Raw genomic sequence first — 18521 nt, forward strand, 5'->3', positions numbered from 1 at the left:
TTTTTCAACGCCATCCATACTGCATGACCACGCTCTATACCCTTACCCGCGGCGACGCGCCGCTGGTCATCAACATCCCGCACGTGGGCACCTGGGTGCCCACCGAGCTGCGCCCTCTCATGACGGCCCAGGCGCTGGGCGTGCCCGATACCGACTGGCACGTCGACCGGCTGTACGATTTCGCGCGCGAGCGCGGCGTCACCGTGATGGCCGCCACGCACTCGCGCTATGTCATCGACCTGAACCGCGACCCCGAAGGCGCCGCCCTGTACCCCGGCGCGTCGAATACTGAACTGTGCCCCACCGGCCGCTTCGACGGCGGCCCGATCTGGAACGAAGGCACGGCCGGGAATGCGCTGCTCGACGTAGCGGCGCGGCGGCGCCAGTATTTCGACCCCTACCACGCGCAACTGGCGGCCGAGCTCAAGCGCGTGCATGACCGATACGGTTATGTGGTGCTGCTGGACGGCCATTCGATCATCTCGCGCTGCGCGCGGTTCTTCGAAGGCCGGCTGCCCGACCTGAACCTGGGCACGGCCGACGGCGCCAGCTGCGCGCCAGCGCTGCAAGACGCTGCCGCCGCCGCGCTAGCCAGCGCGCCCGGCTTCACTCATGTGGTCAACGGCCGTTTCAAGGGCGGCTGGATCACCCGTCACTACGGCCAACCGCAGCGCGGCTACCATGCGGTGCAGCTCGAAATGGCGCTGGAAGCCTACATGACCGAAGACGAACCCTTCAATTGGGACCCGCAGCGCGCCGAACCGCTGGGCGGCGTGCTACGCACCCTGGTGGATGCCCTGCTGGCCTGGAAGCCCTGATTTCCACGCCTGGCCCCCTGTCCGGCCAAGTGTCAGACGGCCTATCCGGTCAGGTGTCAGGCTCCCTATCCAGCCAGGTGTCAGGCTCCCTACCCAGCCAGGTGTCAGGCTCCCTACCCAGCCAGGTGTCAGGCTCCCGAAGGGTGCCTGACACCGTTCGATTGAGGCAACCTCTGCACGCCTCGGTGTCTGACACCTCCGGAGTCAGACACCTGAACAAAAGGCTCCGCAGCAGACGGCAGGCTTCCTTTTCGTCAGGCGTCAGTCTTCCTTTTTGCCAGGCGTCGGGCGGCCCTTTCCGGTCAGGTGTCAGGCTCCCGAAGGGTGCCTGACACCGTTCGATTGAGGCAGCCTCTGCGCGCCTCGGTGTCTGACACCTCCGGAGTCAGACACCTGAACAAAAGGCTCCGCAGCAGACGGCAGGCTTCCTTTTCGTAAGGCGTCAGTCTTCCTTTTCGCCAGGCGTCGGGCGGCCCTTTCCGGTCAGGTGTCAGGCTCCCGAAGGGTGCCTGACACCGTTCGATTGAGGCAGCCTCTGCACGCCTCGGTGTCTGACACCTCCGGAGTCAGACACCTGAACAAAAAGCTCCGCAGCAGACGGCAGGCTTCCTTTTCGCCAGGCGTCAGGCTTCCTTTTCGCCAGGCGTCAGGCTTCCTTTTTGTCAGGCGTCGGGCGGCCCTATCCGGTCAGGTGTCAGGCTCCCGAAGGGTGCCTGACACCGTTCGATTGAGGCAACCTCTGCACGTCTCGGTGTCTGACACCTCCGGAGTCAGACACCTGAACAAAAGGCTCCGCAGCAGACGGCAGGCTTCCCTTTCGCCAGGCGTCAGGCTTCCTTTTTGTCAGGCGTCGGGCGGCCCTTTCCGGTCAGGTGTCAGGCTCCCGAAGGGTGCCTGACACCGTTCGATTGAGGCAGCCTCTGCGCGCCTCGGTGTCTGACACCTCCGGAGTCAGACACCTGAACAAAAGGCTCCGCAGCAGACGGCAGGCTTCCTTTTCGTAAGGCGTCAGTCTTCCTTTTCGCCAGGCGTCGGGCGGCCCTTTCCGGTCAGGTGTCAGGCTCCCGAAGGGTGCCTGACACCGTTCGATTGAGGCAGCCTCTGCACGCCTCGGTGTCTGACACCTCCGGAGTCAGACACCTGAACAAAAAGCTCCGCAGCAGACGGCAGGCTTCCTTTTCGCCAGGCGTCAGTCTTCCTTTTCGCCAGGCGTCGGGCGGCCCTTTCCGGTCAGGTGTCAGGCTCCCGAAGGGTGCCTGACACCGTTCGATTGAGGCAGCCTCTGCACGCCTCGGTGTCTGACACCTCCGGAGTCAGACACCTGAACAAAAAGCTCCGCAGCAGACGGCAGGCTTCCTTTTCGCCAGGCGTCAGTCTTCCTTTTCGCCAGGCGTCGGGCGGCCCTTTCCGGTCAGGTGTCAGGCTCCCGAAGGGTGCCTGACACCGTTCGATTGAGGCAGCCTCTGCACGCCTCGGTGTCTGACACCTCCGGAGTCAGACACCTGAACAAAAAGCTCCGCAGCAGACGGCAGGCTTCCTTTTCGCCAGGCGTCAGTCTTCCTTTTCGCCAGGCGTCAGTCTTCCTTTTTGTCAGGCGTCGGGCGGCCCTTTCCGGTCAGGTGTCAGGCTCCCGAAGGGTGCCTGACACCGTTCGATTGAGGCAGCCTCTGCGCGCCTCGGCGTCAGACACCTGCGCACACCTGCTCAGAGCTCGGCAAACCGCGCCCACGTCAGCCGGCTGGCGCGGCGCCGAGTTGCCGATAGACTTCGGTCGAGATCCGCATCAGTTCGCCGCGCTCTACCTCACCCGACAGGGCGTACCCGAAGCTACCGTCCACCCAGTAAAACACCCGTACCGGCCCTTCCTGGGCAAACTGGAACGCCGTCTTGCCGCCTGCCGCCTCGCGCGTCACATACAGCGTCAGGCGCCGGCCTTCGGGCGAGGCATACATGAACTGAGCCACCGGCCCCTGCCCGCCCGGCAGCAGGCGCCCGCCCACCAGCGCGTAACCGGCCTGCGCCAGCGCCGGGGCCCGCACCGGCGCGCCCAGGCGCTTGGTCAGCCAGGTGACCAGCGCCTGCTCCTGGTCGGCGCCGATCTCGACCGGACGCCGCGCATCGGCGGCATACACGGCGTGGGCAATGGCGGCGCGGTGCGCAAATGCGGCCTCGCCGGCCGTCGCTGCCGCCACCCGCGCGGCGCTGGCCTGCCGGCGGTCAAGTTCGCCGCGCACCAGCCACGCGGCCGTGGCGCTGCACGCCGCCAGGGCCAGCGCCGCGGCCAGCGCGGGCCAGCGGCGCTGCGCGACAGGCGGCGCCAGCGGCAGGCGCAGCGGCAGGGGCTCGCTGGCCACCGGCGCCAACCACTCGCGCAGCAACCTGTTCTGCTCGCGCCAGGCCTGCACGCGTTCACGCGCCTCGGGATGCTGCTGCAGAAAGGCGGCGATCTCGGCGGCCCGCTCGTCGGACAGCTGGCGATCGACATAGGCGTGCAGGTCTGCCTCGGCAATCGGGGCGCCGCAGCCGGGGGCAAGGTGCGGGGTCTGGTCGTTCATGTCATTTGACCCGGTGCAGGTTGGGCGCGGTCGCCGGTCGCGCCTGCAACAGCGCGCCCAGGCGGTCGCGGGCGCGCGACAGGCGCGACATCACGGTGCCCACCGGCACGCCCAGAGCCAGCGCCGCCTCACGGTAGCTGAACTCTTCAACGCCCACCAGCAGAATCACCGCGCGCAGCTCGGGCGGCAACCGCAGCAGGCACCGATCCAGGTCGCGCACCTCCAGCGCGTCGGCTTGGGTGGCGCGCACGGGGATCTCGGGCAACTCGCCATCGGGCCGCGTTTCGGCCTGGCGGCGCTGCGCGCGCACGCCGTCGATGAACTGGTTATGCATGATGCCGAACATCCAGGCCCGCAGCTCGCCGCGCCGCTGCCAGCGCGAGTAGCGGCTCCAGGCCCGTTCCAGCGTGTCTTGCACCAGGTCGTCGGCGCGCTCGCGATCGCCCGTCAGCCCGCGGGCGTAGCGCCGCAGGCTGGGGATGCAGGCGACGATCTGCGCCTCGTCTTCGGCGCGCATGCGGCCGCCGGTTGAAGTCAGGGCTTGACCACGTGCCAGACGTTCTTGACGTTGTCGCCCACTTTATCGCCGGGCTTGGTGTCTTTCACGAACAGGTACAGCGGCTTGCCCTTGTAGGCCCATTGCCGGGCCCCGTCATCGCGGGTGATGATGCTGTAGTCGCCCTGCGGCTTGGCGTCGGCGGCGGCGGACAGGGGCGGCCAGGCCTTGGCGCACTGGTCGTTGCAGACGCTCTTGCCGGCGCTGTCGTTGTCGAAGGTGTACAGGGTCATGCCGGCCTGGTCGGCCAGCACGCCATCCTGCGTCTTGACGGGCGCCTGGGCGTGCGCGGCGGCGGCGAACAGGGCGCAGGCGGCCAGCATGGCGGCGCGGCGGGCGGTGACAATGCGGGTAGTCATGGTGGGCTCCTAAAGGGACACAGCGGGGACACAGCACAGATACAGCACTGCTACAGACGCCGCCGCCAGCCCGTTTATTCCATGGCCATGAAAAAAACCCCGCACCGCGCCACCTGGCAGCGGCCCGGCCACGGAAAAATCAGTCGCGGAAGTTCTGGTACTGCAGGGGCAGGTCGACGTCAGTCTTGCGCAACAGCGCGATGACTTCCTGGAGATCGTCGCGCTTCTTGCCGCTGATGCGCAGCTTGTCGCCGTTGATCTGGCTTTCGACCTTGAGCTTGGCCCCCTTGATGGCGGCGATCAGCTTCTTGGCGACAGGCTGCTCGATGCCCTGGCGCACGGTAACCTTCTGGCGCGCCCCGCCCAGGTTTTCGAGCGGGTCGGCCACCTCGAGACAGCGCACGTCTATGCCACGCGCCGACAACCGGCCGCGCAGGATGTCGAGCATCTGCTTGAGCTGGAAGGCGCTGGGCGCGACCTGGGTAACCACGAAGCCCTCGAGTTCGAACTTGGCATCGGTGCCCTTGAAGTCGAAACGGGTGGCGAGTTCGCGATTGGCCTGATCGACCGCGTTGCTGAGTTCGTGCTTGTCCACTTCGGAAACCACGTCGAAACTGGGCATGGCTGCAACCTATGAAAGAAATTGGATCAACAGCGGCCTCCCGCCGCCGGCGAAGAAATATTCCGGCAGTTTATGTCGTTTTGCGGCCGCCGGGCCAGGCGGCGATATGATGCGGGGCAAGGCGGCCTCTTGGCGCCGCGTTCACCGGGAAGGCCCATGTTCTACAGCATATTGAAGTTCGCGCACATCCTGGCCATTATCTTGTGGGTAGGCGGGATGATCTTCGCTTATTGTTTCCTGCGGCCGGCCGCCGCGGCGCTCGAGCCGCCCCAGGCCACCACCCCGCTGTTCCAGCACGCTTCAAAACATCCCAAAACGCAGAAAAATCAATGTCTTAGGCACAAAATGCTGCCCAAGACGTCTCACTGCGCATCGCTACATCCCGCATTTGTCTGTACCCCTGTCTGTACCCCACAATGGTTTCTCGAAAAACAACCTTTGGGGGTACAAGTCGTGGGTTTACTAAGCGAAACTCAGATCAAAGCGGCCAAGCCAGGCCAGAAAGAATACATGCTGAACGACGGGGACAATCTGTACCTGCGTGTACGAATCACCGGTAAAGCTTGGATTTACCGCTATATGAAGGACAGCAAACCCATAAAGCTCGGAATGGGGCCATACCCGGAAGTTACGCTCGCACAAGCTCGAACCAAGGCATATGAAGCTAATAGTCAGCGAGCCAATGGCTTAGACCCGAAGGAAGTCCGCGAACAACTGGCGGAACAGACACGTATCGCTCGTCTGCATACCTTCGAGCTATTGGCGCGCGCCTGGCACGCCAGTGCTAAGAAAGACAGGGAATGGTCGGAGGGTTATGCTCAGAAGGTCATACGACATCTGGAGATCCACATTTTCCCGTGGGTCGGACACAAACCGATCGAGATGATTCTTCCAACGGAAATAGTCCGATGCCTGCACCGTCCAAAAGATCGCGGTAACTTGGAAACTGCCCAGCGTGTGCGTGAGGCCGTTCAGCATGTCTACCAGTACGCTGTTGATGTCGGCGCTCTGGAGCCGAGCAAGAATTTCGTCAACAAGAACACCGGCGGCCTCCCCCCGCCACGCAGCCGGCATTTCGCAGCGATTACCGAACCTGCCCAGCTTGGGCAACTGCTCCGCGATATTCGCAGCTACCACGGCCAGTTCATCACGCGATGTGCACTGCGGCTTGCGCCCATGATGTTTCAGCGGCCAGGCCAGATCCGGCTCGCTGACTGGGAGGACATCAGTCTTGAAGTTGAACTATGGCGCTGCCCGCCCGAGAAAATGAAGATGCGCGAGTGGCAAAAAAGGGATAGCCGCACGCCGGCACACATCGTCCCGCTACCACGCCAAGCCTTGGAAATTCTGCGCGAGCTACACCCGTTGACTGGCCCCACGGGCCCCGTATTCCGTAGCATGTCACGACGCTCGGAGAAAAGCCGCTACATCAGCGACAACACGATTAACGCGGCGCTGCGCACCATGGGCTATGACACAAAGGAAGAAATCACCGGTCACGGCTTTCGCGCCACAGCACGCACGATGATCCGCGAACATCTGGGCTGGGAGCCCGACGTCATCGAACGCCATCTGGCGCACACTTCAGACGAAGAGCTCGGCAGCAGTTACGATCGCGCGGCCTTTATTGCCCAGCGCAAAGCGATGGTGCAGCAATGGGCCGACTTTCTGGATGAACTGGAAGTTGGGCAGATGCCTATGCCCGAGGACAACATACTGCAATTCATCCGTCATCGGCCACGCCCTGCGCTACGGGTTAGGGCATGACAGGACTCGGGCCATTGCTATCTATATTGACACCTCGGCCACACCTACAAGATCGCTAGTTGTATCCCCCCAAGGAGACTGTCTATGAATGAAGCTCTCTCCGAGGTCATCCGCATCCGGGTGACCCCGTCTCATGCTGCACGTCTGGGCGAGGCTGCCGCTCTGTCCGGGTTATCCCTCTCCAACTATATAAGGCGGCGACTGTCTGCCGACGACACGCTACAAGAAGAATTGACGCTGCTGCGCCAGATTGTGGCTGATCTGGGCCATCTGCACGAAACCCGCGTGGCTGCCGTCGAAACCGCTTATCTCGTGCGAGCCATGGCCAAGCCTGAACAGATCGCCATCGCTCAACAGAATCTGCAACGTCAACGCCGACCCTCCTAGGTCTTTTCCAAGGCCACCTGCCGCACCCCTTCCCCGGAGACCTCTTCATGCAAACCCTTTCCGCCCTGCGGGCTGGGGCGCTGGCGCTCGCCTGCGTCCTGGCTCCTGTCACTCATGCTGCCGGCACTGCTGACCTACTCACGGGCATCCCACGTCTGGCATGCGAAGCGACGCTCTGCCTGTCTTCCAGCTTGCGACCGGGCGAGTGCAGTCCATCCCTGGACCACTACTTCGACATCAGGAAGTACAACAAGCACGGCCTGGACTGGTCTGCTACCGTCTCAGCGAGACGTTCCTTTCTATCCCAGTGTCCCGCGTCCGGCGGCACAGGCATGTCTGAGCGTATTAACGCCATTTCACGCGGCGCTGGCAAATGTGATGCCGAATTCTTGAACCAAACCTATGCCGGTACGGCGTACAAATGGCGCAAGCGTGAATACGGCGGCGACAGCGGGCGAACCGTCTATGAGGTCCATCCGCTACCTACAGTCACACTCGACCAGCTACCCACCTATTGTGTCGTTTACAACAATCACGCCTGGACGTATGAGCTGTCTGTACGTTACGTTGGCAGACCAACCATGGGCGGGCACTGGGTCAAAGCTGAAAAGTACGAGGCCGCGCAAGCCAAATGGGATGCCGACCATAGCGGGTTATGGGCGAAAGGCTGGAACTTTTCCCTGACCGATCCCAGGCACCGGCACGGACACTGAAGGAGCCAGCCATGATCGCAGAACTTGCAGCGTTGGCCCTCACCTGCGCACCCAACATCCACCCAGTCACCCTGCATGCACTGATTCGTCATGAATCCCGAGTCCGGCAGTACGCCATCGGCGTCAACCGCAAGGGCCAGCACCTTCGACGGCAACCTCAAACCTTGATCGAAGCGAGCGCAGCTGCTGACCGCCTCATTGACCAGGGTATCGACTTCGATGCCGGGCTGGGGCAGATCAATGTTCGCAACTGGGCATGGTTGAACCTCGATAGCAAGACCGTCTTTGATCCGTGCCGCAACTTGGCCGCCGCCCAGACGGTACTGGCAGAGTGCTACGCCAGAGCATTACCCCAACAGACGGATCCGCAGCATGCCTTACGCGCCGCGCTGTCCTGCTACAACACCGGCAATTTCAAGCGTGGTTTCACCAATGGCTATGTCGGCAAAGTGCTGGCCCAAGCCAAGATCAAGGTTCCGGCCCTGGCACCGTTGAAAAACGAAATGACAGGGCCTGCGACAAAGGCCACGCCGGCAGAGCCAGCGCAGAAACCCGATCAAGGACCACCGGCTCAACCAGAAGGCGCACCGGACGGTTTCAGCGCCAACCCGGCAACCGACGGCTTTTCACAAACGCGTGATGGCGAACCAGAAAGCAGCGCTAACTCCGACGCCTGACGCACCCTTGGCCGACCTAGCCGCGCTTATTCCTTTTCTTACCAACCACCACCCCTGCGCCACTTGGTCCCTAGGGGCAGGAGTCTTTACATGTCTCTACTGAAACACTTCAAGAACGCTATGTCCTACCTGCGCATCATCAACAAACCGACTACAGCCGCACTGCTGCTTGGCATCCATCAAGTTGCATTTGCACAATCCATTGGCGGCCTTTCCCGAGCACAAACGACATTACAGACTCTCAGAGACAATCTGGATGTCATCCTGCCCATTGCAGCCATCATCATCGGCGTCATCATTTTTGTACTGTATTCCGCAGAGGTCATGCGTAAAGACGATGCCATCCGGTGGGGCATTGGCGTGCTGCTGGCTGGATCAGTGGCCGAGCTGGTTGTGTTGCTTTGGAAGTAAGCCATGGCAGCCAACACCTATCCGGTCTTTAGAGGACTGGGCCGCAAGGCCACCTTCATGGGCGTTCCCACCAAGCTATTACTGGGCGCCTTTACCTGCGTAGCCATAGTCGCCATGACGGCAGGCCTGGCCTGGTGGGGCTTGCTCTTCATCGTTATACCCACGCTTGCCATTCTCACCCGCGATGACGATAAAGCGTTGGATGTGCTGTGGCTCGAATTGAAAACGCGACGGCGCAATCGCAACCAACGCTTCTGGCAGGGCTCCAGTTACGCCCTGCAAGGCTACCACCGGCGTCGGCCCTGGCGCGCGCTCATCAAGTAAAGGATGTTTCCATGAATGCTGCTACCACCCTGGCCGTGGATGAACGGCGCGTCTCGCGTTATCTGCCCTATTCCCACCATGTCACCGACCAGATCATTGCCTGCGACAACCATGAATACCTGGCGGTCATCAAAGTAACAGGCCGCGCGCCGGATGCCTATGCACAAGATGAGCTGAAAGATTGGATCGAAGCGCTGCATAACGTACTACGCGGCCTACCCATGGGATCGCTGGGCCTGTACTCCCACATCGTGCGCCGCCGCGTCACGGAATATCCCGACAGCACCTTTAACCAGCCCTTTGCCTCCCGATTCGATGCCGCCTACCGTGCTACGTTCGATGCCTCGGGCCTCATGATCAACGACCTTTATCTGACGGTGCTCATCCACCCGGTACAGGATCCGATACTGGGCACGTTCGCCAGTCTGGAAAAAGCCGACGCGCAACACATTGCGCACTGGCAGGCCGAATCCATCGAACGCCTGAACGGCATCATACGTGCCTTGAGCGCGGGCCTGTACCGCTACGATCCGCAAACCCTGGGCATCGTAGATCGCAAGGGCTTCGCCTTCAGCGAAGCTGCCGAGTTCCTGGGATTTCTGCTTTCCGGCACACACCGGCCCGTACCAATCAGTCGGGAACGCTTGCGTGACACCCTGCCCTACGCCAGACCGATCTTTGGCCGTCATGGAGAGTTGGGGGAACTGCGTACCGTCGCCAGCTCTCGCATCTTCGGCATGATGGAGCTGCGCGACTACCCGGAAGCGACAAAACCGGGACACCTGGATCGGCTGCTGGGACTGCCCCACGAATTCGTGCTCACTCAATCGTGGGGCAGCCATACCGGAGCGGCAGCCAAAAAGCTGGTCAAGAAGCATCACAAGTTGCTGGTCGATTCCGGCGACGATTCGATCAGCCAGGTCACCCAACTGACTGAGGCCATGGACGATCTGACGTCAGCTCGCCTGGGCCTGGGCGATCATCACGCCACGATGCTGATTTATGGTGACACGGCTGAAGGGGTGCGTCAGGCCTTGGCCCAGACCGCCACGGCGCTGGCCGAAGAGGCAGTCGGCTTCCGGCCACTGGATCGAGCGCTGGAAGCCGGGTTCTGGGCGCAACTGCCCGGTAACTGGCACTGGCGGCCACGTCCGGTGCCCATCACCTCGCTCAACTTCCTGTGCTTTTCCAGCCTGCATAACCAGCTGACCGGCAAACCGGTCGGCAACCCCTGGGGGCCAGCGGTCACGCTGCTCAAAACCCAGACAGGTAGTCCGTTCTTCTTCAACTTTCATGCCTCTACTGAGGACTTGGACGAAACCGGAAAACGTCGTCCGGGCAACACCATGATCATTGGGATGACCGGCACGGGTAAAACCGTGCTGCAGGGAATGCTGCTTACCCAGGCGCAGAAGTTTGGCGCAACGTGTGTTGTCTGGGACAAGGATCAGGGCATGCAGGTGCTCATCATGGCGCTGGGGGGCCGCTACTTCAACATCCGACTTGGTGAAGCAACAGGCTGGAATCCGTTCCAGATGGAGCCCACCAAAGGCAACGTCGCCTTTATGGTCCGCCTGGTCGTATTTCTGGCCGAGCGCCGGGGCGAAGCAGTCACCACACGACAGCAGGCCGATATCACCCAGGCCGTGCAACAACTGACCACACTGATCGACCGGGAGGCCCGCACGCTATCGACCTTGAATACCTTGCTGCCCAACCCGTACAGCGACGATGAAACCACGAGCACCATCCATGCTCGCTTGGCCCCGTGGTGCCAGAGCGGTGAATACGGCTGGGTGTTCGATAACCCGGCCGATGAACTGAGTCTAGCCACCGACACGGGCAAACCCGCCATCTTCGGATTTGATCTGACCGAGCTGCTCGATGATGGCGCGGTACGGGGCGCAGCCACGATGTATCTGAAGCACCGCATTGATGCCCTGCACGACGGCCGGCGCATCATCAACCTATACGACGAATGCCAGCACCCATTAAAGGACAGACATTTTCAAGAAGATATGCAAGATGCCAGCCGCACCATCCGCAAGAAAAACGGCGTGCTGGCCTTCGCTACCCAGGAGCCAGGCGCCATCACGGAAAACCCGGTCGGCCCCTCTTTGGTCCAGCAGACAGCCACCTTGATTCTGCTGCCGAACCCCAGAGCCAAGGCCCGCGACTACATCGAGGGCTTCGGCCTGTCGCCTACTGAATTCGAACTGTTGAAGTCTTTGGGCGAGGCCAGCCGCAAGTTCCTTGTCAAGCAAGGTTCAAGCGTCACGGTCGCGCAACTGGACTTGTCCGGCTGCGAAGACGAACTGCTGGTGTTTTCCGGCAGTTCCGACATGGCTGCGATAGCCGAACAGGCAGTGGCCCAGGCCGGGCATGATCCAGTCGCTTGGTTGCCTGTGTACCTGGACCTCGTTAAACAAAGCCGCCAGACAACCGCGATCTCATAAGAAGGTAGCCTATGAAACAAGACACTCATGATCGGGAAAAGCAGCTAGCAGCGCATGAACATAACCAGCGCCAAGCACAGGCTCGCGACGATCTGCAGACAACGAAAGATCAGGACTTCTATGCCCGTTTGGGGCTTTCCGGCCCGGAAGCCGAAGCGAACACCCCAAGTGACGCTTTTGTCGTTTCCATCCACTGCGAACGCTGGACACTTTCAGATCTGGAAACAGGTGGAGTCAGTATCCACGACATCGAACTCGACCGCGTCACCTTCAATGCCGATGACTTGGTGCGCCATAGCCGGGATTACGGAATTTCCGAACCATCGAGCACCGATCCCAGCATGACCCCGAACATCTGGTTCCGTTCCACGTATCCGCGCGAAGATCGTGCTTACTTTGAGCAAGGTGTAGAAAAATATTACAGCCTACACATCCACGAAGTGAACGGCCACCCACCTGGCTCCGCCGAGTATCAACGGGTGGCTGACTTGGTCGGCGTCCGCTTTGATCAAGCCGTACTAAGGCAGGAGCACGAGCTCGAACAAGACGGGCCAGACCTATGCTCATGAATCCATTCAGCCTCCAACATATCCCTGCTCCGAATGACGACATGGGCGTACTTTGTCGGTACATCCTGAAACATAAACAAGCGCCCGACTGGCTTACAAAGGCTGGGCACGTCTGCAGCGTGACCGATGCCTGGGCGGCAGTCAAACGCAGCCCGGCCCACCTCAACAACCGTTCACCATAGGACACCCAATGAATCGACGACATTTCATCACTACTGTTAGCGCCGCTGCGCTGCTGACCATCGTAGCCGGATGCAAGACTGAACCAGATGGTGAAAAGTTTCTTGGGTATTGGAAGTCTGATAGCAAGTATGACCCTGATGCCATCCACATTACCCGAAATGGCGATAGCTTCCTCTTCACGCTCGTCACCAAGGACCCTTTTGGTGGCGGCTACCAAACCCACAAGCTACCCGGCAAGCTGGATGATTCAGACAACATTCTGGCTGTAGGTGATAAACGCGTTGCCTACGATGAAAGCGCTGACCTCATTGTGTCGGGCCAGATGAAAGCGCATCGCACGACCGAAGCCGATTACCAAGCCATTGCGAAGCAGGCCAGTACCAAACCCTGACCTTCGCGCCTGAAGGCGCATTCTCCGGAGTATTTTCCATGACACGCTGCAAGTCGTTTGCGGCGGGCATTGTCCTGTCCGCCGTTTTCTTAAACCCTGTCCAAGCTAGCGGCATCCCTACGGTCGATGCTGCCACCATTGCGCAGTTACAGGAGCAATTGCTCACTGCCAGAGACCAACTGAAGAATCTGACCGAACAGCTGGCCACCGCCAAAAGCCAACTCGCCGCATTCACACAATCCAGTGGTTTCGGAAATGTAGTCGGCAGTCCTGACATGCGTGACCAGTTGCGTTCAGCTCTGCCTTCGAATGCCCAAGGGCTACTTGATCGCTCAAACGGCTCAAGCCTGGATGGCGACGTTGGCCGCGTTACCGACTCGGTCATGGCCCCGGTAAATTTTGAAGCGGATCGTGCAGAACTTTCAAAGAAGGCGTTGAACATCGAAGCGACCGCCAAGGCCATGAGTCAACGAGCCTACGACTCCATGACCCAACGTCTGGCCAATGTGGATGCACTGCAAGACAAGATCAATCAGACGACTAACCCCAAAGAGATATCCGAGCTACAGGCTCGAATCCAGATTGAGCAGGCCAATATCTTGACCGAGCAAACTCGCATTCAGCTAGCCTCCCAACAACTGGAGGCAGAGCGTCACCTGCTACAAGCCAGAGCAGAACGGGTATATGGTGGCTGGTTTGGGGATAACGATACTGCTGGCGTAAAGGCCGGCTCCAATGAGTAAGGCCGTACCATGTCTGGCTCCACTCCTTCCGTAACCCCGCCTTCAGCCCCTAGCGACATTGCCCAATGGGTGATGACCCAAACCGAAAATACATTGAGCGATGCGGTTAACGGCCCAATGCAAGCGCTATTTGAAGCCCTAATGCCGGTCATCACGGTAGGGCTTACGATTCAATTTGTGGTCTACGCGTTTGCACTGATGCAGGGCCAGAGCAGCATGACCGTCACAGAGTTCTTTCGCAAGGCCATTCTTGTAGCCATTGTCGCAATGATTTTTGGTACGGGAGGCTTGTACCAAAACGAAATCGCCGAAACCATGATTGCGCTGCCCGACGATATTACGCAGATCGCCCTGAGTACCGGCAGCGTGGCCCAAGAGGTGGACAAGCTGCAGAACGAAACCGGCAAGGCATCAAACGCCATGATGGGCAAGGGCCAAGACGCCTGGTTCAACTTTCTACCATCTACCAAGGAAGTCTTGGTCAGTCTTCTTGCCACGATGGTACGTGTCAATGCTGCCGTGGTAGGCAGCATCATCATGGTGATAGTTGTGGTCTGCAAGGTCGGCATGGCGCTCGTCGTCGCCACGGGTCCCATTTTCATTGCAGCCACTCTGTTTGAACCCACCAAACCACTCTTCAACAGTTGGGTCTCTCAAGCATTGAATTTTATATTTCTGGCGCTATTGGCCGGCCTGATTTTCGGACTATTGCTGCAGATGAATATCCAGCTCATCCGAATGATTGCCGATCAAATCAATGGCGGAGCCAAGGATATTATCGGACTCTTCGGTGCCCAACTGCTTGTCGGCATCGCCAGCCTTGTCGTCATGGTCATGATCCCAGGCCTCGCCGCCGGCCTCTCCAACGGCTTCGGCGCTCAGCTCGGTGTGGGTACCGCGGCCAAAGGGGCGTTCTCAATGCTACGACTGCGCAGCATGCTGCGCCCGCGCGCCAAATAGGCAATCTGCTTGTCGGCCCACGCCGGGCCAATCAACCGACTTTCAATCCCGATCCTTCTGCCAGTCCGGCAGGACAGGAACCATTCCATGAAAAACCTCTTTGCCGCCCTCGCGCTGGCCGGGCTGCTGGCTGGCTGCGCCTTTCATGCGCCCCAGCCGCCGCAACCGGCCGATACGCCACGCGTGCCGGTCAATGCCACGCCGCCTCTTTTCAAAGGAGTTTGAATCGTGTCCGCATCACTTAAATCCGAAGACGTTGCCGCCTACCTGGAGCAGTCGCGCGGCCTGGAGCGCGATCACCTCGGCGAGCTCGTCAGCAGCCGTAAGCGTGCCTGGCAGGTAGCTATCGGTGCCGGCCTGATCGCTCTGGCCTCCGTCGCTGCCGTTGCGGGCCTCACCCCTTTGAAGCAGCCACCCGAAATGTATGTGGTCCGCGTCGATAGCGCCACCGGCTCCATCGAACATGTCAGCAGTCTGGGCCAGCCGCTCGAAGATTACGGCCAGCGCATCGCCAAGTATTTTCTGAACACTTACGTGCTGAACTGCGAGGGCTACAGTTGGCAGACGATACAGGAGCAATTCGACACGTGCGCGCTGCTGTCCTCTGCCCCCATCCAGACACAGTACGGCAAACGATTCGAAGGGCAGGACGCCGTTACGACACGCCTCGGTACCCAGGGCACAGTCGATGTGCAGGTTCATTCGATCACATTGGGTGCCAACCAGGCCGCCATCGTACGCTTTACCAAGACAGAGCGGGAAGTCTCCACGGGCAACATCACCAAGGCTCAGCACCTGATTGCCACCATGGCGTATCAGTACACCGACGTGCCGCTCACCGAAGAGGTCGCCCGCCTGAACCCGCTGGGCTTTCAGGTCATGCGCTATGACCTGGCTGCCGATCTGTCGCGCTGACACCGACAAGGATCTGAAGGAATTTTTATGTTTAAACATTTCCCCAGTCGGCAGGCGCTGGCGTTGTTTCTTTGCCTGGCCATCCCTGCCAGCGCCCTGGCGCTGGAGACCCCTCGTTCCTCGCGGCTCGACCACCGCGTACGCTATGTCAATTACAACGACGCCAATGTCATCCAGCTCAATGCCGTGATCGGCGTGGCCACCCATATCGTGCTGGAGCCCGGCGAAAAATACGTCTACCACGTCTTTGGTGATAGCCAAGCCTACGCGTTTACCTACAAGAACAATCATCTGTTCTTCAAACCCACGGCAGAAGACGCCAACACCAACCTTATCGTCGTCACTGACAGGCGCGATTACAGCTTCAGGCTCTCGTACAGCGACAACCGCAATTCTGCCGCCCTGTACAAACTCGTGGTCCGTTATCCAGAGGTTCAAGCCAGGCAACGAGCCCAGGCCGCACAAAAAGCTGCGATTGAGCGATCCTTACAAGCCGTCAGCGCGAACATGAACTGGCAGGCCTACACCCGCAGCGGCGACGCGGCCATCGCACCGGTACACGCCTGGGATGATGGCCGTCAGACTTGGCTGCAGTTTGCACCGCAAGCCGACATCCCGACCGTGTACCGCGTCACGCCAGACGGCCAGGAAGTCATCACCAATCACCACATGGCAGATGAACGCACCATGGTGCTGCATCGCACGTCTGCCTTATGGCACCTTCGCCTGGGCGACCAAGTGCTGGCGATTCACAACGACGCCTACGGCACCACACCCGTACCAGCACATACCGGGACGGCATCACCGGCAGTCAGACGCAGCATCAAGGGTAGTGCGAGCCCGCAATCGCCCGCTGCGGCACCTGTGCCCACCATCCGCATACGCGAAGCCACGCAAGAAAGGAATTCCCCATGACGGAAAAGGAACAAGACCAGGCACAAGCACAAGCCTCACAAGAGGGGAATCCTAAAGACGCTAATCTGGAGCGGGAAACACTGAATCTGGAAGCAACCGGGCGCAGCGCCCCACGCGGTGCCCGCGCATTTCTGTGGCTCACCATTCTGATCGCTGTGGCAGTGGCTGCCGGCGTGCTCATGAAGGTCTGGAGCCGCGAACCAGCGGCAAAAGCCGATAGCGGTCTGGAAGCCGATCAAAGCGGCATTACCAATCGCCTCAAAGCCCCCGAGGTAGAGCGTCCCGCGCCACCTCCAGCACTGCCGCCTCCGACGCCCGAACCAACGGTGGCGCCCAACTACAACGTCCCGTCACCCATGCCCGCAGCTCCGCCTCCCGTCGATGAGCTTACCCAGCGCCGGCTGGCCAGCCCGCTACAGGCGGGTGGCGCAGACGCAAGCGGCGCGACCCCAAGCCAGTCAAATGGCCCCCAAGGCCCTTATAGCGATGCTGGTCCCCTGGCCGACAAGCTGCGACCGCTGGAGCTGGCCCCATCGGTGGCCGGGCAACTGGGTGACCGCAACTTCCTGCTCACGCAAGGCACCATGATCGACTGCACCCTGCAGACCAAACTGGTCAGCACCCAGTCCGGGCTCCTGACGTGTCTGGCCACGCACGATGTCATGAGCGCCAACGGCAAGGTCAAGCTCATTGATGCCGGCACCAAGTTCACGGGCTATCAGTCTGGGGGCATACAGCAGGGCCAGGCGCGCGCCTTTGTGACATGGAACCGGCTGGAAACGCCTACCGGGGTCATCGTGAACCTAAGTTCCCCCGGCACCGGCCCGCTGGGCGAAGCGGGATTGGGCGGACATATCGACAACCACTTCTGGGAACGCTTTGGCAACGCCATCCTTCTTTCTCTGGTGGGCGACTTCGGTAACTGGGCATCCAATCAAGGGCAATCGGGCAGCAACAACATCCGCTTTGACAACACCGCCGAGGGTGGTCAGGAAGCGGTTGCAAAGATTCTGGAAAAGTCCCTGGACATTCCTCCCACCCTTTACAAGAACCAGGGCGAGCGTATCGGCATCATGGTCGCCCGTGATCTGGATTTCAGTCACGTCTATGAGCTTGAACCCATCCACTGAAGCGATCCCCTTTGATCGATCCATTGCGGTTCGCACCTTTCTGCGGCCTTTGTCCAAACATCAGGAGGATCCCAATGTCACTGAAATCGCCATCGTGCGAGCCGGTGAGCTTTACACCCGCACACGCGGTGCCTGGCAGCTTCACGAGTGCCCCCAGCTTTCCTACCCCCACCTGGAGGCCCTGGCCACGGCGCTGGCCGCGTACAACCACATGGCACGTAGCCCCATCCAATCTGTCGTCCTGCCCGATGGCGAGCGCGGCCAGATCGTATTGCCACCAGCCTGCATTGACGGCACGTTGGCTATCAACATCCGAAAGCACGCCCAAGTGGCCCTTTCATTGGAAGAGCTGCAGGCACAAGGCGCTTTTGAGGCCACTCACGACGCCACCGCCCAATACACGCCGGACGGGCTTTCGAAAACCGACCTGGAACTGATGGCCCTGAAGGACGGTGGTGACATTCCCGGATTCCTGCTCGCTGCCATTCAGGCTCGCAAGAACCTGGTCATCTCCGGCGCGACAGGTTCGGGCAAAACCACCTTTGCAAGATCGCTGATCGACCGGGTGCCCGTCGATGAACGCCTGGTCACCATCGAGGACGTGCATGAACTCATTCTGCCCCGACACAGAAACCGCATTCATCTGATGTATGGCGGCACACGCGGTCGAGTTTCAGCCACCGAAAGCCTGGCCGCCTGCATGCGCTTATCGCCAGACCGGATATTCCTTGCCGAGCTGCGCGGCCCTGAAACCTGGGATTACCTGGCGGCCTTGAATACCGGACATCCAGGATCCGTCACCACCACCCACGCCAACGGGGCAGCCGATGCCTTTGACCGCCTGGCGATGCTCATCAAGCAATCGCCCACGGGCGGCAACCTCGACCTGCCAACCATTCAGACATTTCTGCGCCAGACCGTAGATATCGTGCTGCATTTCGAGCGGTTTCGCCTGAAAGAACTCTGGTTTGAGCCCAGGCGACAAGCCATCGGCTGAACCGCAGCCAACAACGCCCTGAAGGGCATCCATTTCCATCACTGCGGCCGGGCATCGCTTTACTCGCTCGCAT

Annotated in this window: 21 protein-coding genes; 17 read left to right on the forward strand and 4 right to left on the reverse strand. The window is 60.5% G+C overall.

Annotated elements, in window-relative coordinates; translation table 11 throughout:
• Positions 1-23 precede the first annotated feature (23 nt).
• Positions 24-818, forward strand: a complete 795-nt coding sequence (hutG, locus tag BPET_RS18760; protein WP_012250593.1) for an N-formylglutamate deformylase — start codon at positions 24-26, stop codon at positions 816-818.
• Positions 819-2548: 1730 nt separating this feature from the next.
• On the opposite strand, the gene BPET_RS18765 is transcribed toward hutG, so the two are convergent.
• From BPET_RS18765 to BPET_RS18780, 4 genes are all read right to left on the reverse strand, one after another.
• Positions 2549-3373: an anti-sigma factor family protein gene (locus BPET_RS18765; RefSeq protein ID WP_012250594.1), complete on the reverse strand. Its 825-nt coding sequence runs from the start codon at positions 3371-3373 to the stop codon at positions 2549-2551.
• Between the two features lies 1 nt (position 3374).
• Positions 3375-3890 carry an RNA polymerase sigma factor gene (locus tag BPET_RS18770; RefSeq protein ID WP_012250595.1) on the reverse strand — a complete coding sequence of 172 codons (516 nt, stop codon included), beginning with the start codon at positions 3888-3890 and terminating at the stop codon, positions 3375-3377.
• Positions 3891-3907: 17 nt separating this feature from the next.
• The gene (locus tag BPET_RS18775) at positions 3908-4288 is read right to left on the reverse strand and encodes a COG4315 family predicted lipoprotein (protein WP_012250596.1); all 381 of its coding nucleotides are present in this window, start codon (positions 4286-4288) and stop codon (positions 3908-3910) included.
• Positions 4289-4427: 139 nt separating this feature from the next.
• A complete protein-coding gene (locus BPET_RS18780; RefSeq protein WP_012250597.1) occupies positions 4428-4910 on the reverse strand; it encodes a YajQ family cyclic di-GMP-binding protein in 483 nt (160 codons plus the stop codon).
• 156 nt (positions 4911-5066) lie between these two features.
• Between BPET_RS18780 and BPET_RS18785 the strand changes: the two genes are divergently transcribed.
• The 16 genes from BPET_RS18785 to virB11 all read left to right on the forward strand — a co-directional run bounded on the left by BPET_RS18785 (position 5067) and on the right by virB11 (position 18448).
• Positions 5067-6677, forward strand: a complete 1611-nt coding sequence (locus BPET_RS18785; protein WP_012250598.1) for a phage integrase central domain-containing protein — start codon at positions 5067-5069, stop codon at positions 6675-6677.
• Positions 6678-6761: 84 nt separating this feature from the next.
• Entirely contained in the window at positions 6762-7064 is a 303-nt protein-coding gene (locus BPET_RS26070) for a plasmid mobilization protein (protein WP_012250599.1), read from the forward strand.
• Positions 7065-7111: 47 nt separating this feature from the next.
• Positions 7112-7777 carry a TrbM/KikA/MpfK family conjugal transfer protein gene (locus BPET_RS26075; protein WP_012250600.1) on the forward strand — a complete coding sequence of 222 codons (666 nt, stop codon included), beginning with the start codon at positions 7112-7114 and terminating at the stop codon, positions 7775-7777.
• A gap of 11 nt (positions 7778-7788) precedes the next feature.
• Positions 7789-8454: a lytic transglycosylase domain-containing protein gene (locus BPET_RS18790; RefSeq protein ID WP_012250601.1), complete on the forward strand. Its 666-nt coding sequence runs from the start codon at positions 7789-7791 to the stop codon at positions 8452-8454.
• Between the two features lie 90 nt (positions 8455-8544).
• The gene (locus tag BPET_RS18795) at positions 8545-8865 is read left to right on the forward strand and encodes a TrbC/VirB2 family protein (protein ID WP_012250602.1); all 321 of its coding nucleotides are present in this window, start codon (positions 8545-8547) and stop codon (positions 8863-8865) included.
• Between the two features lie 3 nt (positions 8866-8868).
• Positions 8869-9189 carry a type IV secretion system protein VirB3 gene (locus BPET_RS18800; protein WP_012250603.1) on the forward strand — a complete coding sequence of 107 codons (321 nt, stop codon included), beginning with the start codon at positions 8869-8871 and terminating at the stop codon, positions 9187-9189.
• Between the two features lie 11 nt (positions 9190-9200).
• Positions 9201-11645: a VirB4 family type IV secretion/conjugal transfer ATPase gene (locus BPET_RS18805; protein ID WP_012250604.1), complete on the forward strand. Its 2445-nt coding sequence runs from the start codon at positions 9201-9203 to the stop codon at positions 11643-11645.
• 11 nt (positions 11646-11656) lie between these two features.
• Positions 11657-12214 carry a hypothetical protein gene (locus tag BPET_RS26705; protein WP_012250605.1) on the forward strand — a complete coding sequence of 186 codons (558 nt, stop codon included), beginning with the start codon at positions 11657-11659 and terminating at the stop codon, positions 12212-12214.
• A gap of 190 nt (positions 12215-12404) precedes the next feature.
• Positions 12405-12788 (forward strand): hypothetical protein, encoded by a 384-nt coding sequence (locus BPET_RS18810; RefSeq protein WP_012250606.1) that lies wholly within the window; start codon positions 12405-12407, stop codon positions 12786-12788.
• A gap of 38 nt (positions 12789-12826) precedes the next feature.
• Positions 12827-13531: a type IV secretion system protein gene (locus BPET_RS18815; protein WP_012250607.1), complete on the forward strand. Its 705-nt coding sequence runs from the start codon at positions 12827-12829 to the stop codon at positions 13529-13531.
• Positions 13532-13603: 72 nt separating this feature from the next.
• Entirely contained in the window at positions 13604-14491 is an 888-nt protein-coding gene (locus tag BPET_RS18820; RefSeq protein ID WP_231852613.1) for a type IV secretion system protein, read from the forward strand.
• 87 nt (positions 14492-14578) lie between these two features.
• Positions 14579-14716, forward strand: a complete 138-nt coding sequence (locus BPET_RS18825; protein WP_012250609.1) for a hypothetical protein — start codon at positions 14579-14581, stop codon at positions 14714-14716.
• Positions 14717-14719: 3 nt separating this feature from the next.
• Entirely contained in the window at positions 14720-15406 is a 687-nt protein-coding gene (locus tag BPET_RS18830) for a virB8 family protein (protein WP_012250610.1), read from the forward strand.
• Positions 15407-15433: 27 nt separating this feature from the next.
• Positions 15434-16321: a TrbG/VirB9 family P-type conjugative transfer protein gene (locus tag BPET_RS18835; RefSeq protein ID WP_012250611.1), complete on the forward strand. Its 888-nt coding sequence runs from the start codon at positions 15434-15436 to the stop codon at positions 16319-16321.
• Entirely contained in the window at positions 16318-17451 is a 1134-nt protein-coding gene (gene virB10 / locus BPET_RS18840) for a type IV secretion system protein VirB10 (RefSeq protein ID WP_012250612.1), read from the forward strand. The genes BPET_RS18835 and virB10 overlap by 4 nt, the downstream gene beginning before the upstream one ends.
• A complete protein-coding gene (gene virB11 / locus BPET_RS18845) occupies positions 17429-18448 on the forward strand; it encodes a P-type DNA transfer ATPase VirB11 (protein WP_012250613.1) in 1020 nt (339 codons plus the stop codon). The genes virB10 and virB11 overlap by 23 nt, the downstream gene beginning before the upstream one ends.
• The last annotated feature ends 73 nt before the right edge of the window (positions 18449-18521 follow it).

It is taken from the genome of Bordetella petrii, assembly GCF_000067205.1.
In the GTDB taxonomy this organism is placed as follows: Bacteria; Pseudomonadota; Gammaproteobacteria; order Burkholderiales; family Burkholderiaceae_B; genus Bordetella_A; species Bordetella_A petrii.